General features: G+C 45.7%; 22 protein-coding genes. 16 read left to right on the top strand and 6 right to left on the bottom strand.

The features are described from left to right. Positions 1-34: 34 nt before the first annotated feature. Positions 35-358 carry a hypothetical protein gene (locus MKX74_RS13190; protein ID WP_341178691.1) on the bottom strand — a complete coding sequence of 108 codons (324 nt, stop codon included), beginning with the start codon at positions 356-358 and terminating at the stop codon, positions 35-37. Positions 359-704: 346 nt separating this feature from the next. Between MKX74_RS13190 and MKX74_RS13195 the strand changes: the two genes are divergently transcribed. Further along, positions 705-2,273 carry a diguanylate cyclase gene (locus tag MKX74_RS13195; RefSeq protein ID WP_341178692.1) on the top strand — a complete coding sequence of 523 codons (1,569 nt, stop codon included), beginning with the start codon at positions 705-707 and terminating at the stop codon, positions 2,271-2,273. Positions 2,274-2,441: 168 nt separating this feature from the next. On the opposite strand, the gene MKX74_RS13200 is transcribed toward MKX74_RS13195, so the two are convergent. Next, on the bottom strand, positions 2,442-2,885 hold the full coding sequence (locus MKX74_RS13200) for a DUF6376 family protein (RefSeq protein WP_341178693.1): 444 nt from the start codon (positions 2,883-2,885) through the stop codon (positions 2,442-2,444). Between the two features lie 130 nt (positions 2,886-3,015). Further along, entirely contained in the window at positions 3,016-3,504 is a 489-nt protein-coding gene (locus MKX74_RS13205; RefSeq protein WP_341178694.1) for a TetR/AcrR family transcriptional regulator, read from the bottom strand. Positions 3,505-3,764: 260 nt separating this feature from the next. Between MKX74_RS13205 and MKX74_RS13210 the strand changes: the two genes are divergently transcribed. The 5 genes from MKX74_RS13210 (at position 3,765) to MKX74_RS13230 (ending at position 7,526) form a co-directional block, all read left to right on the top strand. Further along, complete coding sequence (locus tag MKX74_RS13210) at positions 3,765-4,208, top strand: quinone oxidoreductase family protein (protein ID WP_341178695.1); 444 nt, start codon at positions 3,765-3,767, stop codon at positions 4,206-4,208. Continuing rightward, a complete protein-coding gene (locus tag MKX74_RS13215) occupies positions 4,121-4,747 on the top strand; it encodes a zinc-binding dehydrogenase (protein WP_341178696.1) in 627 nt (208 codons plus the stop codon). Before MKX74_RS13210 ends, MKX74_RS13215 begins: the two co-directional genes overlap by 88 nt. A 328-nt stretch (positions 4,748-5,075) precedes the next feature. Beyond that, a complete protein-coding gene (locus tag MKX74_RS13220; protein ID WP_341178697.1) occupies positions 5,076-5,969 on the top strand; it encodes a hypothetical protein in 894 nt (297 codons plus the stop codon). 254 nt (positions 5,970-6,223) lie between these two features. Further along, entirely contained in the window at positions 6,224-7,000 is a 777-nt protein-coding gene (locus MKX74_RS13225; RefSeq protein ID WP_341178698.1) for a carboxymuconolactone decarboxylase family protein, read from the top strand. Between the two features lie 112 nt (positions 7,001-7,112). After that, complete coding sequence (locus MKX74_RS13230; RefSeq protein ID WP_341178699.1) at positions 7,113-7,526, top strand: cupin domain-containing protein; 414 nt, start codon at positions 7,113-7,115, stop codon at positions 7,524-7,526. A 106-nt stretch (positions 7,527-7,632) separates the two neighbouring features. Here MKX74_RS13230 and MKX74_RS13235 read toward each other — a convergent pair whose 3' ends face one another. Beyond that, positions 7,633-7,998 carry a hypothetical protein gene (locus MKX74_RS13235; RefSeq protein WP_341178700.1) on the bottom strand — a complete coding sequence of 122 codons (366 nt, stop codon included), beginning with the start codon at positions 7,996-7,998 and terminating at the stop codon, positions 7,633-7,635. Between the two features lie 102 nt (positions 7,999-8,100). Then, positions 8,101-8,982 carry an AraC family transcriptional regulator gene (locus MKX74_RS13240; RefSeq protein WP_341178701.1) on the bottom strand — a complete coding sequence of 294 codons (882 nt, stop codon included), beginning with the start codon at positions 8,980-8,982 and terminating at the stop codon, positions 8,101-8,103. A gap of 178 nt (positions 8,983-9,160) precedes the next feature. Here MKX74_RS13240 and MKX74_RS13245 point away from each other — a divergent pair, with 178 nt between their 5' ends. The 9 genes from MKX74_RS13245 (at position 9,161) to MKX74_RS13285 (ending at position 21,376) form a co-directional block, all read left to right on the top strand. Continuing rightward, positions 9,161-10,027 (top strand): DMT family transporter, encoded by an 867-nt coding sequence (locus MKX74_RS13245; protein WP_341178702.1) that lies wholly within the window; start codon positions 9,161-9,163, stop codon positions 10,025-10,027. A gap of 40 nt (positions 10,028-10,067) precedes the next feature. Next, a complete protein-coding gene (csaA, locus tag MKX74_RS13250; protein WP_341178703.1) occupies positions 10,068-10,400 on the top strand; it encodes a chaperone CsaA in 333 nt (110 codons plus the stop codon). Positions 10,401-10,834: 434 nt separating this feature from the next. Continuing rightward, positions 10,835-12,199 (top strand): cytochrome ubiquinol oxidase subunit I, encoded by a 1,365-nt coding sequence (locus tag MKX74_RS13255; protein ID WP_341178704.1) that lies wholly within the window; start codon positions 10,835-10,837, stop codon positions 12,197-12,199. Further along, positions 12,196-13,212 carry a cytochrome d ubiquinol oxidase subunit II gene (locus MKX74_RS13260; RefSeq protein WP_341178705.1) on the top strand — a complete coding sequence of 339 codons (1,017 nt, stop codon included), beginning with the start codon at positions 12,196-12,198 and terminating at the stop codon, positions 13,210-13,212. Before MKX74_RS13255 ends, MKX74_RS13260 begins: the two co-directional genes overlap by 4 nt. Before the next feature lie 71 nt (positions 13,213-13,283). Beyond that, positions 13,284-15,113 carry a thiol reductant ABC exporter subunit CydD gene (gene cydD / locus MKX74_RS13265; protein WP_341178706.1) on the top strand — a complete coding sequence of 610 codons (1,830 nt, stop codon included), beginning with the start codon at positions 13,284-13,286 and terminating at the stop codon, positions 15,111-15,113. Further along, positions 15,106-16,839, top strand: coding sequence for a thiol reductant ABC exporter subunit CydC (cydC, locus tag MKX74_RS13270; protein ID WP_341178707.1), 1,734 nt, complete (start codon positions 15,106-15,108; stop codon positions 16,837-16,839). The genes cydD and cydC overlap by 8 nt, the downstream gene beginning before the upstream one ends. A 282-nt stretch (positions 16,840-17,121) precedes the next feature. Beyond that, the gene (gene ppsA / locus MKX74_RS13275; protein WP_341178708.1) at positions 17,122-19,746 is read left to right on the top strand and encodes a phosphoenolpyruvate synthase; all 2,625 of its coding nucleotides are present in this window, start codon (positions 17,122-17,124) and stop codon (positions 19,744-19,746) included. Between the two features lie 115 nt (positions 19,747-19,861). Further along, positions 19,862-20,038, top strand: a complete 177-nt coding sequence (locus MKX74_RS13280) for a hypothetical protein (RefSeq protein WP_341178709.1) — start codon at positions 19,862-19,864, stop codon at positions 20,036-20,038. Positions 20,039-20,110: 72 nt separating this feature from the next. Then, positions 20,111-21,376, top strand: coding sequence for a right-handed parallel beta-helix repeat-containing protein (locus MKX74_RS13285; protein ID WP_341178710.1), 1,266 nt, complete (start codon positions 20,111-20,113; stop codon positions 21,374-21,376). A 484-nt stretch (positions 21,377-21,860) separates the two neighbouring features. Here the strand turns inward: MKX74_RS13285 and MKX74_RS13290 are convergent, their stop codons facing one another. Continuing rightward, positions 21,861-22,595: a class I SAM-dependent methyltransferase gene (locus tag MKX74_RS13290; RefSeq protein ID WP_341178711.1), complete on the bottom strand. Its 735-nt coding sequence runs from the start codon at positions 22,593-22,595 to the stop codon at positions 21,861-21,863. Positions 22,596-22,763: 168 nt separating this feature from the next. On the opposite strand from MKX74_RS13290, the gene MKX74_RS13295 reads away from it, so the two are divergent. After that, on the top strand, positions 22,764-24,368 hold the full coding sequence (locus MKX74_RS13295; protein WP_341178712.1) for an alkaline phosphatase family protein: 1,605 nt from the start codon (positions 22,764-22,766) through the stop codon (positions 24,366-24,368). The last annotated feature ends 25 nt before the right edge of the window (positions 24,369-24,393 follow it).

The following is a 24,393-nucleotide window of genomic DNA, read 5'->3' on the forward strand; positions in this document are numbered from 1 at the left end:
TTGTTAATCAACAAGAATGACAGGCTACCATTCATTATTCCTTTAGAGCACCAATCTGTGCCCCAGGCAAGAGAAGTGCCCATGGCGTATTTAACAACCCGAGATTGTTGATCAGCAGGAAAGAGGGAATAAGCCCCCCATGAAATACCATGGCGATCACGATAATGAGCATGATGGGGTTGCTGAAATAAACGTTGCGGCGGAAGAGAGCATAGGCACCAAGCGTCGTCATGATCAAGTTAATGGCTGTACCTGCTATTACGTATATAAGCGTATTGCGGTAGCTAGTTGCTACCATCGGATTTTCCAGAACCGCCTTGTAGGCTTCCAGACTAAAACCCTGTGGATAGAACAGCACACCACTGAAACCGGGCCATTTCGATCGGATCGCTTAAAGATGGGAACAATGTTCCAATTACAGCACTGGGCAATATTGTGTCCAGATACTCAAAATTAGATGTACTGCTAGACTATACAGATGTGTTACATTAAGAGTACTATTATTAAACTATTCGGGACAGCTCCAGCACGACAAATGGATTCTATCATGATATGTACAGATCAGTAGGAGGATCAGACTTGGCACAGACTATCGCTACACGAGCAACGCAATGGATGACATCACATGCCTGGTTCTGGTGCGGAAATAGCTATGAATTTCACGATGAAATTGTGACAGGATGATGGTTATGAACGAGCTATTCATGGATTTTTTAACTATCCTGTTGCCGACTTATTTTTTTCTGTACATGGCTATTACCTTGATTCACCGGAACACAAAAAGTCTACTGAACCGGATTGCCGCCTTTCTCATGCTGGCATTTCTTTTTTATTTCATCGGAGAATATGTAAAAACTTCCTTACTTCCGCACTATCAAATGCAGATCGTGTTATACGGGAATTCCCCCATGCTGCTGTTTGTGATTTGCTTCCTCGTTCACCTTTGTGTGCTAATGGGAGAACCGATCACATCCTCACTGAAACGGTGGCTGCCTCTCATATATGCAGCCCCTTTTACATTATGGGCGGTATTTCTGGCGACGAAGGACCATCACGTGCTGTATGATGCATCTGTAACGGATGGACGCAGTCCTCTGGACCCGTTGTTTTTGTTGTTAACCCTCATTTTTGTTGCAGGGTACATTCTGCTATCCGTCGTTATTTTGGCGGTTAGCTGCTATCGTACACAGGAGATCCGACTCAAAAAAATACTCGGCTCGATGCTGCTTAGCCTGTTTGGCCTCTTTGGCTGGTTCATCGTAGTGACAGCACTTTTGCAATCCAAGCTGTTAACATCCCGCAACGCTATGATACTCTATTTCATTGGTTACTTACTCTGGGCTGTTGCGCTTCGCCATTTTATTGGTAAGCACAACATTATGCCGGATTACCGCAAACTATTTCATATTCTATTCAAATCCGCGCCTACGGCTATTTTGCTGCTGGATGGAAAGGGAGCAGTAAGGGAGATGAACCCGCGGGCCAAGCAGTGGTTCGAGGGTATAGCCGAGGAGGAGATTCCAAGACATTTTGATAGCAAAGACGGGCTGAGCCTTGCTGAATTGTTGCGCTCATTTCAACAGGAGCGGGAGGACTCTACTCAATGGGAGGTGCGCATACACAATCCGAACCAGAGAGATCTCGATCTGATTATGGGGCTTGATGTGCTTCAGGAAGCCAATGAGGAACTGTTCGTGATGCACCTGACCGATGTCACCTCCTTGAAGGATACGGAACGCAGATTATTAGAATCAGAGGGAAGATACAAGCATTTTGCTCATCATGATTCCTTGACAGAACTGTATAATCGTGCGGCTATTCAGGAGCAGTTGCAGGCGAAGCTGGCCGAAGATAGGCCATTTGCAGTGGTGCTGGTTGACCTGGATCACTTCAAACCCATTAACGATACGTATGGCCATCTTGTGGGAGACCTTTATTTAGAGCATATTGCCAGTATGTTCAAAGCACATGCTCGACCAGAGGACCTGATTGGACGATTCGGAGGGGACGAGTTTGTAATCGCCTTCTCGTGCGCTGATGATAGTGATATTCGTCAGATGGTCGATCATCGGCTCTCCCCGCTGTATGATAATCAGTTTCTATACGAAGGAACAAGAATTCCAATCTCGTTCTCGGCTGGAGTCAGTGTATACCCCAAGGATGGGCAGGATATTAACACATTGTTGAAGAAGGCCGATGAAGCTATGTACCGTGTAAAACGCTCCGGACATGATAGAAGCTCATACTTCATGACACATGAATCATCAGTCTAAGCTATACATGAAATGAATTAAAAAGTGTACACCTATCGTCTCCAGCGATTATAGTCTAAAAGTCCGATTATTGCAGAGATGGCGCACACTTTGGGAGTAGCTATATATGTAAAAGAAAAGCGCTCAAGGAATGTCTTACAACACCTTGAGCGCTTTTTACATGCCTAATTAGTTCGGAATGAGTTGGTTGATTTGATTCAACAGCTCGTTAATCTGATTGATCGTCTCGGGAATTCCGGTAGCTTCAAAAGCCGCTTTTCCTTCCTCCAGATTAGTAATAGCTTTATCGAGACCTTGCTGTAGCGTATTGTTGTAGCCAATAATTGACTGATGCAGTTCTGCTGCATATTCCGGAACCTGCAGATCGGCATATTGGACGGTCTGTTCCTTGAGCGCAACAAGCCTGTCTTTCAATTCCTCTCTAGCCTGCGGATCTGTAGCAGCATCCGTAGCCCATGTCTCCATGCCCTGTGCGAATTCCGTCAAGCTCTGCATATAAGTAGCTGTATCCGCGGCAAAATTGACGCCTGTACCTACCTTTTCCACCAATCCACAGCCAGGTACAACCAATAAGACCAATAACAGCAGACTTAATCCGTATTTCTTCATCATGCTCACTCCCCTAGGAAATATCTTCTGTACAGTTTCACTGTAATTCATACGGTCAAGCTCGCACTTGGTTGCGTGAAAGTCATGAGTTGTCATAGCTAAGCAGTCTATGGAGACAGTAGCTCAAGGTCTTTTACTCAAGGGATTCATTGCTCGATACACAGCCTTCGTTCATCGAAGCTATGATGCCGTAGCATATGTGCGCCATGTCTTCTGGGATGGGCTGTCCGCCAGCCAGAATCCACTGGTTAATGACACTATAGATCGCGCCGCTCCAAAAATAGAATTTGTACAATTCGGTTACGTCTTCTTTCTGAATTGTACGTATAAGAAGATGTTGGACTTGATGGCGGACCGATTCCCCAAAATTCGCTTTCAAAAGAATATGCAGATCATCGTAATGCTCCTGCAGGGTAGTAAATAGGGAGAACCAATAATCGTATGTATTCGTAAGCGGAAATTGTAGCTGCATAGCCAGGATTACTTTACTGGCTATATCATCAATCATGCTTCGCAATATATCTTCTTTGGAGGAATAATTACGATAATAAGCTGTACGGGATACACCGGCCTTCTTCACAATGTCCGTGATTGTGATGTCTTTAATATGTGAATCTTTCATTAACAGGATTAGCGCGGATTCTATGCACATCCTCGTGATTTTATTGGATTCCGCGTTTGATAAACGGAGCACTTCCAAACGTTGTAGCTCCGTCCTGGATAGTTGTGACATGACATATATCCTTTATCTGTTTAGTCCGTGGCCTGAATGATTGACCAGGCGAAATATTTGATGTTACATTTGTAACGTCAATACATATGTATTGTAGGCTCAAGCACATGAAGTGTCAATCGATAGATAGCAGAAGGGGAGAGATACAGTTGAAAGCATTAGTGTTAGAAGAACAGGGTAATTTCGAAAGTCTTACTATTGTCCATGATCGGCCGAAGCCAGAACCCAATCGTGATGAGATTCGTGTGAAAGTAGTGGCTGCAGGCTTGAATCCATCAGACTATCAGACTGCTTCTTACAGAGGACTTGCAGGCAATGTCAAACGAGTCCTCGGCCTCGATATAGCTGGAATCGTGGATTCCGTTGGTGCAGATGTTACGAATTTTGATGTAGGTGACCGCGTGTATTATCTTCGCAGTATTACGAATGAGCATGGGGGCTTTGCGGAATATGCCGTTACTACAGCTCATACTGCAAGCTATCTGCCAAGCAACATTCCTTTTGCATGGGCTGCCGTAGCTCCGGGTGCAGGTTTTACTGCGTATCAAGCATTGTCCAAAAACTGCGCCCCCAAGTCGGTAAGTCCATCCTGATTCATGGAGGAGCGGGAGGAGTAGGAGGTTATGCCATACAACTTGCTAAGCTTAATGGTCTGACTGTTTACACAACTTGCCAAGCACGCGACATTCCTTATGTACGAAGTCTGGGAGCAGATCAAGCCATCGATTACTTGAGCCAGGATGTATATGCTGAGATTAGAAATCTAACACAGGATCAAGGTGTAGATTATGTGATAAGCACGATTAATTCAGATACGGCAACAAAAGATATTGATGCACTGCGCTTTGGAGGGGAAATCGTCGTCACGGCTGGCTTTCCTGATTTCAATCGATTCCGATTCTATGAAAAGGGCTTGTCGCTGCATGAAATTGCACTTGGTGCAGCACATACCGTTAACGATCATGCCGTGCAGTCAACGCTTGCTGATATTGGAGATGCATTCGCAACATTGCTCTCTGAGCAACAGATCCAACCACCAGCCATTACTTCCATTACTATGGAGGCCATACCCAAGTATCTGAAAAAAATGCAAAATGGTGAGATGCAGGGTAAGGTCGTTGCGATGATTTAGCACGAATTATTAGTATGTTGCAATAGCCCCCAGCACGATACGGAGGCTGATCGCACAGGTGCATTTGAATGATTTACTTATTAAATCACTATGTATAACTATATGAGGCATGCATCCAGAGTTCTAAGCACTGATGATGATTTTTTGGCGTTGTATTGTCACCATGCATGACGTATGTAGTGAGGGATTTTTACGATTTTATGAAATCCAATAAAAAATAAATATGCAAAATTATAGAAAAGTTTTATAAATCAGCAAGTATTTGTTTAGACATGTCGAGGAATATGAAATACATTGAATCTATAAATCACGAGGGGGAAGTTACATAATGAAATCTTTGTTTAAGACTTGTTTAATGGTATTTGCATTTTTCTTAATTTCCACGCAAATGACATTTGCTGCAGATGTTGATGGAATGCAGGGGATTAGCCCACCAGAAGGAACAATAGCTACTGCCACAAAAGCATATACTACATATACAGCAGATAAGGTGCTGGACAAGAATTTAGATACACGTTGGGCTGCAGCGTCACGTCAAGAGAGTCTTGAGCTTACATTCCCACAAGCAGTAGAAATGGATTTTATTCAAATCTCTACTCAGGGGCATAATTCCAACGTTTCCTACATTATTTCTGGTTTGCAAAACGGCAATTGGACTGTCATTAGTCCTAAAGCTACTCCGGGAGGAGTTAGAATCTTTGACCCTATTGAAGTCACAAAAGGAAGTTACGATGCTATAAGAATTGATGTTACTGAAATGAGAGATTGGGTAAGCATCTCAGAGATCACTCTGGGAAATGGCGCTTCTCCTGAAGAACCAGGCACAGGAGAACCGACAAATCCAGGTGAACCAGGCACCGAACAACCAGGCACCGAACAACCAGGTACAGAGCAACCTGGAACTGAACAACCAGGCACCGAACAACCTGGAACTGAGCAACCCGGAACCGAACAGCCAGGAACTGAAGAACCAGGCACGGAGCAACCATCCGGCAACCGTGCTATCATGGTAGTCACGATGACGACAGGGCTGGAGAAGGAATTCGACCTGAGTATGAAAGAAGTTAATAACTTCATCGCTTGGTACGAAGCAAAGCAGGCCGGATCAGGTAAAGCTTCATATGCCATCGATAAGCATGATAATAACAAAGGACCGTTCAGCAGCCGTAAGGATTACATTCTGTATGACCGTGTGCTGACCTTTGAGGTAAGTGAGTACTAATTCAAATCATTCTAGGGCTTCATCAGCTAATGCTGATGGAGCCTTCTTCTTATTGAATCGCTGTTCGTGGGGCTTGTGATTTCGTACAATCGACGTCTGCTGGTCTAGTCACATTCAGTTAATTAATAGTTTTCTTGATTGTGTCGATAATTCAACACATCGCTAGGTTTTAACCATTGGATACATAACTTCAAGACTTATAATAATGAACAAGAGTTGTTTAAACGACTCAAGTGAATATAGAGGTGACCACAATGGAGATCACGGAAGCAGCCAAGAGATATCACGAAAAAATGTTTTCAGGGTATGAATCCAAGCTCATGGAGACCGATCCTGAATTTATAGCATTCTTCGATAATTTTGCATTTGATGAAGTCGTTAATCAGGAAGACCTGGATGATCGGACCCGTATGATGGCTATTCTATCCGTATTACTTGGATGCCAGGGCATTGACGAGTTCAGAGCCATGCTGCCTGCAGCACTCAACTGTGGCGTAACTCCGATAGAGGTCAAGGAGATCGTATACCAATCAGTAGCCTACCTAGGCATCGGCAGAGTATTTCCTTTTCTACACACGGTAAATGAGGTGTTGACCCAAAGGGGGATTTCACTACCATTAGCAGGCCAATCCACGACTAGCTGTGAGAACCGCTTGGAAGCAGGCATTCAAGCCCAAGTCGATATTTTCGGTGAACATATGCGTGAGTTCTGGAGATCCGGCCCGGCCGAGACCAAGCACATTAATCATTGGCTCGCAGCCAACTGTTTCGGAGATTACTATACCAGGAATGGGCTGGACTATAAAGAAAGGGAGATGATCACCTTCTGCTATCTGATGGCACAAGGTGGATGTGAGCCCCAGCTGATCAGCCATGCTGCCGCCAATATGAGGAATGGCAATGATAAGTCTTTTCTGATCAAGATTGTGTCACAATGCTTGCCTTTCATTGGATATCCGAGAAGTCTGAATGCGATCCGATGTGTGAATGAGGCAGTAGCACAAGCAGAACAAACAAATAAGCAGGACTAGTACCTAGCTCGTAGTATTCATGATCGCTCAGGAGTAGCTAACTATCAACTACCTTCCCGTGTCTGCTTAAATCATTAATAGTGTAGATACTAATCTTTGAGGAGGAATGAACATGGCACGACATGAAGAAGTGAAGAATGGCGTTATTTTCCCGATCGGCGAGAAGAACGATGCGTTTGCGCAATTTTTCGTAGGTCAAAGCTATCTCAAAGGATTAGTTGCTGATCCCAAAGTGAATGTCGGTGTTGGCAATGTAACCTTCGAACCGGGATGTCGGAATAACTGGCACATACATCGCGGTGGATTTCAGATTCTGCTGGTCACTGGTGGTGAAGGCTGGTATCAGGAGGAAGGACAGCCTGCTCAGCGTCTCATTGCCGGTGATGTCATCGTTACTCATGATGGTGTGAAGCATTGGCATGGTGCGGCCAAGGATAGCTGGTTCGAGCACATTGCAATTACCGCAGATACGCCAGAATGGCTGGAGCCTGTATCAGACGAGGCCTATGAGCATGCCACAACATAGACTGGTATAAGAATGCAATAGCAGCCCAATAACAAAGTCAGCGGGAGCCTTGGACTAGAAGAATCGAGTTCCAGACTTCCGCTACGGTATTGACTCAACTCATATCTTACGGGTGGGAGAGATCCTCAATTGCCTGAATAGCTAGCTTCAACGCTGTAAGTCTTCTTTCTAAAAGAGTTCTTTGTGGACTACGAGCCTTAGATTTAGCATAGCTACTTTCAACAGATGAGGTTAATCCAGTAAGAACTCTGTGAGCTTCTACTAAATCTTTATCGGTGTAATGATGAGGTTTTTGATTCCAGGCGTGTTCTAGACTAGACAAGCCGATCTGAACAGCATGGAGTCGTTTCTGTACTAGGGTTGTATTTGCGCCGCTTTGTGTCATCTGAGACAAGGCATTCTCTAGCTTGTTGATTGTCGATTGCAGAGATTTTGTTGACTCCAATTTATCCGCATTAGTGATATCCTCCATGCATGTACCGTCCTTTCTTCTTCTCTGAATATATTGATTTTGATAGCAAGTCTTATTTAGCAGCTAACAACCTTTAAAATGACTAACAACTTGTAAAGCCGTTCACTGCTTATGACGACGATATTCTTTTGGTGTGGTCTGATGATGCTTCTTGAAGGACTGGATGTAATGATTCACATGATTGAAGCCAACTCGCTCGGCGATCTCGGTAATTGTGTATTCAGTCGTATTTAAGAGCTCGCAGCTTCTTTTAATCCGGTACTGAATCAGGTAGGCGTATGGAGTCATGTGAATGCTTTTTTTGAAGCTGCGCGTGCACTCCGAAATACTCAAATGCGCGACATCAGCAATTTCCTTCAACGTAATAGGATGTGCGTAGTTCTTATGAATGAAGGTTAGCATGAGCTGTAGCCTTTCCTGTTGTAATCGGTTGTGTCTGGAGGACTCCTCAGTATCCAAGGTTATATTGGAAATGAGAATTAGCCAGAGCTGCACAGTTTTTATAGAAACTTCATATTGCCATCCCCAGACTGCCTTCGTCTCAAATTCCTTCTTCATATCCCAAAGAATCTGTAGAAATTCGCTTTGCCAATTCGCATCACCTCGGATGTCCAGACACAACAGGGAGGAGTTCGTTACGGGAAGTACATAGCTTTTCTCCATCGCACTATCCGAATAGAAAGCGAGTAGCCTCTCGGGAAAATTAAAGCTTACATACTGGCCATCAGAAGTAAGCTGAGTAACGATGTGAAGGATACTTTTATTAATGAAAATTGCTTGTCCTGCTTCTAGATCATAATTAATTCCGTTGATTTGAATCGTTAATTTGCCTCTGGTCACTAATGTAATCTGCAATTCCTCGTGCCAGTGCAGGTCGTTGAATCCTCTACCTGGAGGGATCGATTCATGCAACGTATGTGTGTACATAATGTACGGGAACGTATCATCAGGATACTGAATGGTTTCGTGTAATGGCTTTTTCAAAGTACCGCTCCTTAGTTGACGATATTTCAATATTAATTAGAGATATAATTGCACAATACAGGCGATGATGATGATATTATTATATCCAGCTTCGGCTTATCTGTGCACAGGTAATCGTCAATCTTTTGGAGGAAGTATGTCAAAAATCATGAAATCTAGCTTTTCGTCTCATCCGTATATGTTATTGTTTATCAGTATTCTATCTGTCTCGATCTCTTCTATTATGATAAAATTTTCAGATACGCCTACTTCTGTGGCAGGGATGTATAGATTGTTCATATCTGTCATACTTATGCTCGCTATTGTGCCTAGGAGGTCGCTTCGCTCCTTGAAGATGAACAAGAAGAACTGGGGTCTGGTCACTCTGGCGGGGCTATTTCTGGGGCTGCACTTTTTATTCTGGATGGAATCCCTGGTTCACACCTCAGTTGCCAGCTCCATGGTCATCTTAGCGCTGCAGCCATTGTTTGTTATGATCGGTTCATACCTTCTGTTCAAGGAGCAAGTGAGCCGGCTGACGATTCTTTGCCTGATTGTTGCTCTCCTTGGCTCCATCGTGATCGCATGGGGGGACATCGGCGTGTCGGCAGCAGCATTGCTGGGGGACGGTTTATCGTTAATAGGTACACTGTTCGTCTCTATGTATCTGCTAGTTGGGCAGAAGGTAAGCCACAAAATCCACGCCAATATATACAGCATTATTGTATTCTTGATTGGCGGCACCGTCATGCTCATCTACAACCTGATCCATGATTACTCTCTCATTGCATACAGTGCGCCAGATTGGACTTATTTCTTACTGCTTGCTGTGATTCCAACAATTTTCGGACAGTATCTTTTTAATCTATTGTTACACTCCATCGGGGCGACTACAGTCTCGGTTGGTATTATTGGCGAGCCAGTTCTAGCCATTATTCTGGCGTATTTGTTATTAGGGGAGCATATTTCCTGGTTGCAGCTGACAGGTGGCTTGCTGACCTTGTTGGGGATGGGCTTGTATTTCTGGTCCAAATCGCTCAATTATAAGCTACAGAACAACCACTAAGGGTTGTGCAATATAATCTAGCTGAATAGGAGAAGGAACAATGGCCACAATAGATGATTTCCTAAAGCTTGATCTTCGTGTCGGGACGATTACGCAAGCGGAATTTTTTGCAGAAGCCAAAATACCTGCGATCAAGCTGCAAATTAATTTTGGAGCGGAGATAGGGGTTAAGGCTTCCAGCGCGCAAATTACCCAACGCTATAAGGCTGAGGAGCTGATTGGAAAGCAGGTGGTATGCGTGGTTAACTTCCCGCCCCGACGCATAGCAGGCTTCAAATCTGAAGTATTGGTGCTAGGTGGAGTACCGGAAAAAGGGGATGTTGTGCTGCTACAACCAGATATGCCTTTAGCGAATGGCACAATCATTGGCTAGCGTACTTAGATATGTAGATACAAGTACATTGTTACTAGTACAGTCATACAAGTAATGAAGATCCGAGGGAGCAGTTGCCAAATGCAGCTGCTCTTTTTCTCGTTACTCAGCAGGAAGCCTATTAGCACGCATTAGCATGCATTAGGAGATTAGAGCAATAGCCCCATAGAGTGATTTCATCAGTTTTCACCAACTTGTCAGAAAGAAATGGTCCTTTCTTGAACATTTAGGTACGAAGTTGTGTCATGAATTGAATTACTGAAAATTGTAGATAAAATAATTTTAAATATCTTTTGTCTTGCTGCTAGTACCTTTGCCGATTACATACTCAAATGTATCTGGTCGAGGTGTTAGCTTTGCTTGTGAAAAAAATATCTTTCCAAGACAGATAAGTATTCTATAAAAATTAAAGAGAGTTAAAGGAGGTAGTACATATGGCTGTGGATACAGTGTTGTGGAGTCAGCTGAATACAGGGATGACTCTGGCGTTTCATGCTATTTTTGCCACACTTGGTGTCGGGATTCCGCTGATGATCTCCATCGCAGAATTCATTGGCATTCGTAAGAAGGACCACCATTATACGCTTATGGCCAAAAGATGGTCACGCGGATTTGTCATTTCGGTGGCTGTGGGCGTTGTGACAGGAACAGCGATCTCGCTGCAGCTCGCACTAATTTGGCCCAATTTTATGAAGCTGGCGGGGAATGTCATTGCACTTCCGTTATTTTTGGAGGTGTTCGCGTTCTTCTTTGAAGCGATCTTCCTCGGAATCTATCTGTATACGTGGGACCGATTCAAAAATCCCTATATTCATTGGCTGCTAACGATTCCGATCGTCATAGGAGCGGGCATGTCTGCTGTTTTTATCACGACAGTGAACGGCTTCATGAACCAGCCCGCAGGCTTTGCGATGGAAGCTGGACAATTTACGGCAGTAGATCCGATCCAAGCGATGCTGAATACAGCAACGTTCTCCAAGGTGTTCCACGTACTAAGCTCGGCCTATTTAACAGGAGCTGCTTTACTAGCTGGCATTGCGGCCTTTACGATGCTGCGAAAGGGAGGATCTCCTTACCATAAGAAAGCCTTGAACCTCATGATGGCCGTGGTGCTGCTGTTCGGTATGCTGAACACTTTGGCTGGGGACCTGTCCGCCAAGTTTCTGGCAGAGCACCAGCCAGAGAAGCTTGCAGCAGCCGAGTGGCATTTTGAGACGGAGAGTGGGGCAGATTTGATTTTACTAGGCTGGCTGAATGCAGAGCGTGAAATATTAGGGGCCATCCACCTGCCGAAGATACTGAGCTTTCTAGCCTTTGGAGACTTTAATGCCGAGGTGACGGGTCTGGAGGAATTCCCGGTAGAGGAATGGCCGCCGCTGCTCGTACATTATCTGTTTGATCTTATGGCTGGAATCGGGTTCGCGTTATTGGCTATTTCGCTCCTGTACTTCCTATTTGTGATCTGGAAAAAGCGCAATGCATTGAACAAATGGCTGCTTCGCTTGATTGCGCTGGGAGCACCGCTCGCATTTCTAGGTGTGGAGCTGGGCTGGTTCTATGCAGAGCTGGGACGTCAGCCATGGATAATTCGCGGATATATGCGTGTGGATGAAGCAGCTACTTCATCACCGAGTGTGAGAGTGCTGTTCTTCCTCTTCCTGCTTCTGTATATTCTGCTGGGTGCGATGTGTGTTGTTGTACTTCGTCGCTTGTTCAGAAATAACCCGGCCGAAGCGGAGATCGAAAAATGGGCGTTAACGAAGCCCAAGGAATCTGAGGGGAAAGGTGAAACCATATGATGAGCTACGAATTAATAGGTATCACGGTACTATGGCTATTCTTGTACGGCTATCTAATTGTAGCTTCCATTGATTTTGGAGCAGGCTTCTTCGCCTTTTATGCTCGATTAACGAGGCAGGATCACCTGATCAATCGCCTCATCTCCCGTTATCTATCACCTGTATGGGAGATTACCAATGTGTTTTTTGTCTTCTTCTATATTGGCATAGTAGGCTTCTTTCCTGATACAGCCTATTATTATGGCTCTGCGCTGCTGGTGCCGGGCAGTATTGCGCTTATTTTGCTTGCCATCCGGGGTTCGTTTTACGCCTTTGAGAACTACGGCTCGAAGAAGAATATGGTCTACCTGTTTTTATACGGCGCATCGGGCCTGCTGATCCCGGCTTCGCTGTCTGTAGCGCTAACACTGTCGGAAGGTGGCTTTATCGTCAAGCAAGGCGAGGCCGTAGCTCTGGATTATTGGGCTCTTCTTACCAGTCCATTGTCATGGAGCATCGTTGGCTTGGCAATCGTCTCGGTGCTGTTTATCAGCGCATCATTCCTGGCCTTTTACGCTTCCCGTGCTGAGGATCGTGCTGCTCTGCAGTTGATCCGGACCTATGCACTCTTTTGGAGTACACCAACGATTGTAGTAGCTCTAACGGCTTTTATTTATATCGGTCAGCACAATGCGCGGCATTTCCAGAACATGATGGGTCTATGGTGGCTGCTCGCACTTTCTGTCGCCTTCTTCATGATCGCCATGTGGCTCTTGTACAATGGACGGCGCTATGGACTAGCTTTTATATGTGTCATGCTGCAATTTTTCTGTGCCTTTTTTGCATACGGGATTGGGCAGTATCCTTACATTCTCGATCCGTACATTACCATTCAGAGCGGTGCAACCTCACCTGCAATGGGTATTGCACTTGTTATTGTGTTTATTGGCGGGCTATGCCTCCTCATTCCATCTCTCATTCTGGTATTCAGACTATTCTTGTTTGATGCGGATTATGTGAAAGGAAGGAAATAAGCGGACTTATTCGTAGCCACAGCTATAGGGTCGCTTCATTACAAATATCTGTGAAAAGGAGGAGGGCTTGGGTGAACAGGAAAGCCGGTCTCTTGTCCCAGGAGCTATCGAAGCAAAGGAATCGTCTCATTGTTCTTGCGATCATTTCCCTCACGCTTGGCATAGCCATTATTGCTCAATCTGCGTTACTTGCCGAAGCAGTCCAGAAGATTTTTGTGGAAGGTGCTTCATTATCCTCCGTTATGATCTTACTTGCTATATTGCTGACTGTTATGATGTTGCGTGTGCTGTTGTCACACGGTAACGGCAAAGTAGGGATATATATGGCTGGTCATGCGAAGACAAATATGCGGGCAAAGGTGCTGCAGCGTCTCACGCATGCCTCCATGACTTCAACGCTTCATGGTCAGACAGGGGGGAGGGTCAGCCTTGCACTCGATGCAGTGGATGAGGGGGATAGTTATTTCAGCCAGTACATGCCGCGTATGCTGGAGGCTGCCATCATTCCGATTCTGATTTTGGTGGTTGTCTTTACGCAGCATGCGAATTCCGGCTTCATTATGCTGTTCACGGCTCCTTTTATACCGCTGTTCATGATTCTGGTGGGGTTGAAGACGAGAAATAAATCAGAGGAAAAGTTCGCGCAGCTGGCCGAATTCTCCGGCACATTCCTGGATTCCCTTCAAGGGCTGGTAACGTTGAAATTATACGGTCGCGCTCATCGTCAGACGGCGGAGATTGAGCGCAGTAGCCTGAATTATCGTGACGCGACAATGGGTATCTTGCGAATCGCATTTACGAACACATTCATGCTCGAATCCATTGTTATGCTAAGTATAGGTATTGTCGCGCTTGAGCTTGCCATACAGCTACTCGTGTTCAAAGCGCTTAACTTCCACACAGCCTTCTTCATCCTGCTGCTGGTTCCCGAATTTTACAGCCTGCTGAAGAATACAGGAACTGCTTTCCACAGTGGGCGGACCAGCATGGGGGCGATTCGTAAAGTAGAGGAGCTGCTTGTGGAGACAAGCAATGAACGTGCAGCAGTAGATTCTAAGGAGGAAACAGGCAGCAGGGCAGAGGGGAGCAACCACGCAGAGCAACCGACACAGGCCAATAAGCAGATTATGAAGTTAGATGAAGCAAAGCTGTCCACGTCACCCTCCATCGAATTGGATCATGTTCAATTTGACTATGGTACGGATTCATTCCAACTTGCGACAGGCTCCGTGTCGTTGGCTCCAGGAGAGCATATTGCTATTGTTGGAAAGAGTGGCTCAGGCAAAACAACTCTACTTCATCTCATTGCAGGATTGCTGAAGCCGACAGCAGGGGCAATTCTGGTCAATGGAAGTCCCTTGCAGCAATACGACGAGTCAGATTGGTATAAGGGTATAAGCTACATCACCCAGCATCCGTATATTTTCGCCGGCACGCTGGCTGATAATATTGCGATCGGTGCTGGTCCGAGCGTGTCCAGGGAAGAGATCAAGGCAGCGGCTATAGCGGCTGGCCTTGCTTCTGTTGTTGATAATTTGCAGCAGGGATACGATACCTATGTCGGTGAAGGGGGCAGAGGACTGTCAGGTGGTGAGAAGCAGCGGCTGGCCCTGGCACGGGCTTTTTTGAAGCGGCCTAGTATCATCTTGTTTGATGAACCTACAGTAGGACTAGACCTCTACACGGAACGTATCTTGCAGCAGTCTATAGCTACATTGTCTCAATCAGCGACGACCATTACGGTTGCGCATCGACTATACACCATTCAACATGCGGATCAGATTCTGTTCATGGATAATGGCAAGATCGTGGATTCCGGTCGTCATGAGGAGCTTCTGGAGCGACTGTCTCCATATGCCGAGCTGGTGAGTGCACAACGAGGAGGGGATGGACATGAATGATCTAGCTATGTTAGCCAAAGCAATGGTTCAGGAGCGCAAGGATATCCTCTTGTCCATCCTGGGCGGATTTGTAGCAGGTATCGCAGGTGTGGCGCTGTTCTCGGCAAGCGGTTATTTAATTTCCCAGACGGTGTTCGCACCGCCGCTCTATACGTTGATTGTACTGACATCGGTAATCAAATTGCTCGGCTTGCTGCGGGCTGCGACCCGTTACGGTGAACGCCTCTATTCCCACCGTGCGACCTTTTCCATACTTAGCCGCTTGCGTACATCTTTTTTTGCGAGGCTGATTCCACTAACTCCCCGTCTATTGAATACAAAACGGAGTGGGGATCTGCTTGCTCGAATTGTGGGGGATGTGGAAAGCTTGCAGCATTATTTCCTGCGTGTGGCATACCCGCCCATCATTGTAATCATGGTCTTTTTGTCCACTGTCCTCTTTACATCAGCATTTTCGTTCTGGATTGCCGGATTGTTCGTACTTGGTATGCTGACTACTGCCGTGGTCGTTCCAGGCATTGTCTTGCTGGGGCAGAGAAGCATACAGGATCGTGTTCGCCAGCAACGTGCTGCATTATCCACTGAGGTGACCGAGATGCTATATGGATTCCGTGATCTGAAGGTATACGGTCAGCTTACAGAGCGTGAGCATAAACTCCAGCATGCATCCGCTACATTAGGTACGGAGCAGGAACGAGCAGCCGGTCATTTGCTAATGGGACAGTCCCTGCACGCTTTGGTTACGTTTCTTGTCTCATGGAGTGTGCTCGCACTAGGTGCTTATCTCATTCAGGAGGGAGAGCTGGCTGGCGTATTTATTGCCATGCTTGTCATGACTTCTCTCACGGTATTTGAAGAAGCAGCCGCAATGGCTACCTTGCCTGTCTACAAGCAGGATAGTGAGCATGCAGCGAGAAGACTGACAGACACGGTTCAGACCGCACAATTGCAGATATCCCAACCAAGCGGTACCCTTTCTGCACATCAAGCAGTCTCTATCGAACTATCACATGTTACATTTCAGCATGAGGGGGAGTGGCGACCAGCACTTAGAGATGTATCCTTTCATATCACACCAGGCTCGAAGACAGCGATCGTTGGGCCAAGCGGGTCAGGTAAATCCACTATTATGGAGCTTCTGCTCAAGCTTCACATGCCCACAGAAGGCAAGATTCGGTTGAATAATACAGCAATTCAGGAACTGGATGAAGCGGGCATATGGCAGAGGTCTAATGTTGTTCTGCAGAAGAGCCATTTCTTCCGGGGAACGATTCGGGATAACCTGTTACTGGATCATGGGGAGTATACGGATGAAGAATTACTGGATACGCTAAATAAAGTGCAATTACCGAATAGAGCGCTGACGGATCTAGTGTATGAGAAAGGAGAGAACCTATCGGATGGTGAGATGCAGCGACTGGCTTTGGCACGTGCACTGCTGCGCAAAGGAAGACTATGGCTTCTGGATGAGCCTACGTCCTCGCTAGATTATGTAACCGAGGCACGAGTGTTGAAGCATCTGTATGAGAAGGCTGCGGATGACACGATAATTCTGATCTGTCACCGACTGATTGGACTGGAGGACATGGATCAGATTATTGTGCTGGACCAAGGAAGGGTAATAGAATCCGGTTCGTATGCAGAGCTGATGCACAGACAAGGATATTTCTATGAAATGAAGCAAATTGAGAGGGATATCATTAGCGAAGCTGGAGGGAGAGATTGAACATTTCACCGATAAGAAACCTCATCCAGTCACAATGGGTGGCAAATTCAATGCGAGGTATGTACCTACAAGGCTACTAATCCTCAAGGCTCAAAAAGAACCTGAATCGTAACGATTCAGGTTCTTTGATATTGCATATAAACGAGCATAATGTTATGATCAATCCACGTATATTACATGTCACATGGTCAAAGTTAACGCATCTTATATTTTTAATTTACCATGCCGCTGGATGGTTGTCAAATGTTTTTTTCTCACATTAAGGGTTAGGAGAGATTTTGAATGGATGCTATGGTTCTTGGATTCAAGGAAATGGACACAGCACAGCTATCGCTCGTCGGGGGAAAAGGGCTGCACTTGGGTGAATTGTCAAAAATTCAAGGAATACAAGTGCCAGAAGGCTTTTGCGTTACAACGCTGGGCTATACATTGGCGATCGAGCGCAACCCAACACTTCAGGCATTACTGGAGCAATTGGCACTGCTAACGGTTGCGGAGCAAGAGCGCATTAGCGACATCAGCCGGAAGATCCGTCATACCATCATGGAAGCAGAAATTCCTTCTGATGTGGTAGAGGCTGTTGCCCACCACCTCTCCCAGCTTGGAGATCAGCACGCTTATGCAGTACGATCTAGCGCAACGGCTGAGGACTTGCCGCATGCTTCTTTTGCTGGCCAACATGACACGTATTTGAATGTTATCGGAAAAGAGGCTATTTTGCAGCATATCAGCCAATGCTGGGCTTCTCTATTTACCGATCGTGCTGTGATCTACCGTATGCAAAACGGCTTTAACCATGACCAAGTGTATTTATCCGTGGTTGTGCAGAGAATGGTTCTCCCTCAAGCTTCCGGTATCATGTTCACAGCAGATCCGATGACCTCAAACCGCAAGCTGCTATCCATTGATGCGAGCTTCGGGCTTGGGGAAGCCTTGGTCTCTGGATTCGTATCTGCCGACGGCTATAAGGTACAGGATGAGAGGATCGTCGATAAGCGGATCGCGAGCAAGAAGCTCGCCATCTATGCACGGCCAGAAGGCGGGACACAGACCCGTGAGCTCGATCCTGTACAGCAGCAGGCCCAGACACTTACGGATGAAGAGATTGTACAGCTAGCACGCATAGGCAGAGAGATCGAAGCTTATTTTGGCAGCCCGCAGGATATTGAATGGTGCCTAGCAGATAACAGCTTTTACATTGTGCAGAGCCGGCCAATCACTACGTTATATCCGATCCCTGAGGTGGATGATCAAGACAAGCACGTATACGTGTCGGTTGGACATCAGCAAATGATGACCGATGCCATGACGCCATTGGGATTGTCCTTTTTTCTGTTAATTACTCCTGCACCTATGCGTACAGCCGGTGGGCGCTTATTTGTTGACATTGCGTCTAGACTGAATACGTCTGCCGGTCGAGAGGCGCTATTAAGTGCTCTGGGTTCTGATCCGCTTATAAAAGGGGCACTTACGACCCTCATAGAGCGAGATTTTATACCTTTGGTACCCGATGATCCAACAACACCGACGAATCAGGTCGCTGATTCAAACCAATCCATACCAAGCGAAAAACATACAGAGGTGCATGCACCCTTTGAGAACAATCCATCAATCGTTACGGAGCTGATTCAGCGTAGTCAAGCATCAATTGAAGAGCTACAGCAACGCATTCAGGGGAAATCGGGAGTGGACGTATGTGATTTCATTCTGGAGGATATCCAGCAATTAAAGAAGAGCTTGTTTGACCCTCAAAGTACAGCAGTATTCATGGCTGCCATCCATGCTACATCATGGATCAATGAGAAGATGAACGAGTGGTTAGGTGAAAAAAATGCTGCAGATCTGCTCTCGCAATCTGTACCCAACAACATTACTTCGGAAATGGGTCTGGCACTATTGGATGTCGCGGATGTGATTCGCCCTTATCCAGAAGTGATTGAATTTTTGCAGCATACAAAAGAAGATAATTTTCTCGATGAGCTGATTAAGCTTGACGGGGGAAGGGAAAGCCAGAGCGCGATCTATGATTATCTCAGCAAATATGGAATGCGATGTGCCGGTGAGATCGATATTACGAGAACTCGCTGGAGTGAGAAGCCACTTACACTTGTTCCCTTGATTTTGAGCAACATCAAGAATTTCGAGCCTAATGCTGGCAAGCGAAGGTTTGAGCAAGGACGTCAGGAAGCTTTGGAAAAAGAACAAGAGTTACTCGAGCGATTGCTGCAATTACCGGGTGGTGAACAGAAGGCCAAAGAAACCAAACGGATGATCAACCTCATTCGGAATTTTATTGGCTACCGGGAATATCCAAAATACGGAATCGTAAGTCGCTACTTCGTATATAAGCAGGCCTTACTGAAGGAGGCCGAACGACTCGTTCAAGCTGGTGTGATCCATGAAGCAGCAGATATCTACTATCTTAGCTTCGATGAGCTTCATGAAGTCGTGCGCACCCATGAACTTGACTATCAGCTCATCAATCAGCGTAAAGGCGACTATGCATTATACGAAAAGCTGACGCCGCCTCGTGTGCTCACATCCGATGGCGAGATCGTTGTAGGGGAGTATGAGCGAGCGCATCTCCCGGCCAATGCCATAGCAGGACTAGCCGTCTCCTCCGGAGTGATCGAAGGTCGCGCACGCGTGATCCTGCGCATGGAGGATGCTGAGCTGGAGGATGGTGATATATTAGTTACCTCCTTTACGGACCCGGGGTGGACGCCCCTATTTGTATCCATAAAAGGTCTGGTCACCGAGGTGGGTGGACTGATGACCCATGGTGCGGTGATTGCACGAGAATATGGTCTTCCAGCCGTCGTGGGCGTGGAGAATGCTACCAAGCTAATCAAGGACGGCCAGCAAATTCGCGTGCATGGAACAGAGGGGTATATCGAGATTCTGTAGCTGTATTCATAATAATTTGCAGCAAAATGCAGACTCCAGTTTACGAAGCGAAGCAAAGCGAGCGCGGCCTCAACTCTCCTGTATGTGACGCAGACAAGAGGGGAGGCCTATGTCAATGGCCAAGCATAGTTCGTCCGAATACTGCTTGCACTGTTCAATGATCGTACCCGAACTGATGCGGCATCTCTTCTCTCCTCTTCTGAAATCAGCAGCAATTTATATAAAAACCCTTATTCAAAAAGCTGACGAGAACAACGATATAAAAACAGAAATCGCGATGATTAACACATGAACAGGAGGGATGCAGTGGAGAAAAATAGGCTGAGCGGATAAAAATTTTGAAGAGTAATGTGAGGAGAGAATGATGACAAAAGTATCACGTTTATGGATAATCTGCTTCAGCTTTGTGGCACTTTTTATGATTGACCCTGTTATGGCTTCGGCGGCTTCAGCCACTTATTACGTTTCACCAGCAGGGAGCGACAGCAATCCTGGAACCTACAGTGAGCCCTTCAAGAGCATAATGCAAGCACAATCAGCGGCTTCCTCAGGCGATCGGGTATATATTCGCGGTGGCGTATATGATGATTTTGACATTTCAAGAACCGACTCCAACTATAATTACGTACATGACATGACGAAGAGCGGAATTACTTATGAAGCATATCCTGGCGAACGACCTGTCTTGGATTTCAAGTATGTTCCGACTAATTTGCGTGTGGCGGCGTTCCATGTCGGAGACCGGGTCACTGGCATTACCTTTAAAGGCTTCGATGTTATCGGCATCAAGGTAGGCGAACAGGCACAGTCGGAAGCTTTTCGGGTTCGCGGACAAGCCGATTTCGAGAATATGGCTGCACATGATAATGAAGCCATTGGTTTTTATTATACCGGAAATGGTACAGGAACCGTTCTGAACTCCGATGCCTACAACAATATAGGGCCGACACAAGTATCGGCTGGGAATACAGATGGCTTTGGGGCACATGGCGGGGATGTTACGTTTATTAATGCCCGTGCATGGAATAACAGTGACGATGGCTTTGACAGTATCAGCTCGAAGGGCACCGTCATTTATGACCATTGCTGGTCCTTTGACCACCGCGGGAATCAGAATGGAATAGGAGATAAGAATGGCTTTAAGGTGGGTGGCTATGCCTACAGAACGGACGGACTACCAGATCCGTTGCCTGTGCATACCGTTAGATACTCTTTAGCTGTAAATAATGGCGCTAACGGTTTTTACGCTAATCACCAGCCGGGGCAATCAGCTACCTGGACTAATAATACAGCCTATAATAATTCCCGAGCCAACTTTGATATGCTGGAACGAGTAAGTCCAATAGACACGACCAATATTCCTGGCTATCGAGAGGTGCTACATCATAACCTAGCTTTCATGGGACGGGCAATTACGAATGACAATAACTCACCAGAGAATGTAACTAACAATTCCTGGACCATAGATGGTGGTCTCAACATCACTGCAGAAGATTTTATAAGCCTGGATACTGCACAATTATCTGCACCTAGAAAAGCGGATGGCAGCTTACCAGATGTTACGTTCATGATGCCCACGGCTTCAAGTGAACTTAACCAATATCATTTGGGTTACCTAGCCGATCAATAGGCCCATTGCTCAGAAAAAACCGTTGATCTTCCTGAGAAGATCAGCGGTTTTTTATCTAAGTACTCAAAGTCCAGTACTGCCCGAATCTCATCCTATGATCCAACAAGCCATCCGAAAAGTAAAAGCATATGCGGAACGGGGATACGGTCACGCGGTAGAAATCGATCTCTCGAAATATTTTGACACACTGAACCTGAATTGCTCCTGAATCTCTTACGCAAACAAGTCAAAGACAAGCGCGTCATCGACCTCATCAAAAAGCACCTAAAAAGTGGAGTCAATGAAAATGATTTGGAAAAGCGGCTATAGCTCCAGATGAGTACGTAGAAGAGCAAAGTGGTCAGCGTCGTGGCGCAGAAGCACTTCAATTTCCTCGGATTTGCGCTCAGAAAGAACGGAAAGGGCGTATATGTACGCGTGCACCGTCAATCCCTGGCCAAGGCAAAGAGGAAGCTGAAAGAGTTAAAGCTGCTGTTCGGATAATTTAGTGAATTTTGCTTGGTCTTAGAGCTTCTTCAATAGACATTTGATTCCCCGCTAATTGTTCCGCGGCCTGTATGATTTGATCTGAAGCGACAGAGGTGGAGGCTTGTGTTTTTTCTTGAATAGTATTCTCTTTCAGCGCCGCCGTAAAAAAGATTTCGTTGTAGAGAAGACCCTTCCTGAACTTTTTGATCACCCGATAATCGTACTGCTGACTTTTGAAAAGCTGCAGATATTCATCCTCACTGCGAATAAACTCACCGTCATCATACCGCTTCATGAACCAGTTGCTGATTTTATACCGCGGACATAAGTATGGCTCGATGACAATCATTATCCCTTCGGGCTTCATAACTCTGCTGAAATCGTGCAAATACCCGGAAATTTCTTCGTTTGATATATGATGAAGAACCGCGACGATGAAGATGAAATCTACGGTTTGATCCGGCATCGGGATACGCTGTTTGTCAAAAACCATAAAGGTATGGTTCGGATATAATCGTTTGGCAAATTGTACTCTTTGGGCATCCGGATCAACGCCGTAATAATGATCCGCATCACACATGGAACAGTTCGCTTCGGTTCCGCACCCAAAATCCAGAACGCTTTTATTTTCTATTGAGAAACGGCTTTTGATGTGCTCATGGATATATTTATTGGTGAACCATTGTGGACGTACAAACCGGTGATACAGCTGAGGGGACAAATACATGAGATTAACACCCCACCATTTCATTCATATGAAGCATAGTTTACTTCTAACGTCTCGGAATCATACAAGGAAGAATCGACCTAACGGTTCTAAGTCCGATCAAAATCTTGGTTGTGTTCATAATGGAAGAAAAAACCTTGGATAACCCTAGGATTTTCAATCCAGAATGTTACATAAAGGTGGTGAACGGATATGAAGAAGAAAAGGATTAGGGTATTGCCTTTGCTCTTTATATTGATCATGCTCATCGGATGCCAGAGCTCGAAATCCGTAGAACAGAATTTGATGCGGATAAACTCCGCCAAGGGAGATAATGCGAAGAAAGTCATCTTCCTGATGGTGGACTCTTTGATGTATCAGGCCATTGATCAAGGAATTAGCAAGCAGGAGCTTCCCACATTAAAATTCCTGATCGAGCACGGGCAATATTATAAAAACCTGGTCAGTTCTTTTCCCACAATGTCCGTTACGATCGATAGCTCATTGCTTACCGGTGCGTATCCGGACATTCACCGCGTGCCGGGTCTGACTTGGTATTCTCCGAAAAATCAGAAAATGATCATTTACGGAACCGGACCGATAGAGGTACTCAAGCATGGAGTTAATCCGGTACTGACTGATGCGCTAATCCATTTGAATGGGATTCATTTGAACAAGGATTTACCCACCATCTATGAGGACTTAGCCCGGCGTGGTTTAAAGTCTGGATCGATCAACGGCCTGATCTACAGGGGGGCGTCCGCTCATAAGCTGTCGATACCTGCATGGATTCAAGGTCCTACTTCTTTACCGAAAGAGATTCATGTGAAAGGGCCGGATTTCCTGTCCCTGGGTTCATTATCTAATCCGTTTCAGGGTATTAAAAACTTGCCGGATGGGCTAACGAATCGTATGGGCAGTAATAATAATTTCGCTATTGAAACCGTAAAATATTTGATTCGATCCAATACATTGCCGGATTTTTTGTTTGTCTATTTACCGGATTTAGACCGGGAGTTACATAAGAAAGGCCCTACGGCACTTCGTGGGGTCAAAGAGCTGGATCAGCAGCTTCAATCTGTATTGCAAACATTCGGTTCTCCGGAAAAAGCTTTGCATGATGCCGTTTTTATCATTGCAGGCGACAGCGGAATGACCCAAATTCTCCCTGCTGAACAAAATCCGGTAATTGATCTGCCCTCTTTGCTCGGAGATGCCAGAATTTTACGTCCGGGTGAAGCTGTATCGAACGAGACAGAAATCATTCTCGCCATCAATGAAACGATGGCCTATGTATATTCATTGAAAGAGGATCGTTCTTTGAGAGATATAGCGAACTTATTAAAAAACGATCCGCGCATCGATTTTATTTCTTGGAAAGAGAAGGAATGGATTTACGCCATTCAGGGATCAACAGCCAAACAGATCAAATTTAAAGCAGGCGGCAACCTAATCGATCCATACAACCAATCATGGACGGTCGAACAGGACGAAAAGGTACTGGATTTAAGTGTAAACATGGCCACACATTCATTGAATTACGATCAGTATCCCGATGTTCTGAAACGGTTGTCGGGGGCGCTTCGTTCACATCAAGGCGAATTTTTGGTTGTCACGGCAAAACCGGGATATGAATTGGCGAGTAGCAGCTCACCAACGCACAAGGGCGGAGGTGGCCACGGTTCCATTCGTAAAATGGAATCGCTTGTTCCCTTGATCATCAGCGGAACAGATCAAAAGCCGGAATCTTTGCGAATGGTCGATTTAAAAGCTTATTTGCTTAATCTTTTGACGAAAAAAGCCGAAAGAAGGCAATAGGCGGAAAGAACCGGCTGCTGCAAAT

It is taken from the genome of Paenibacillus sp. FSL K6-1230 (assembly GCF_038002385.1).
GTDB lineage: Bacteria > Bacillota > Bacilli > Paenibacillales > Paenibacillaceae > Paenibacillus > Paenibacillus massiliensis.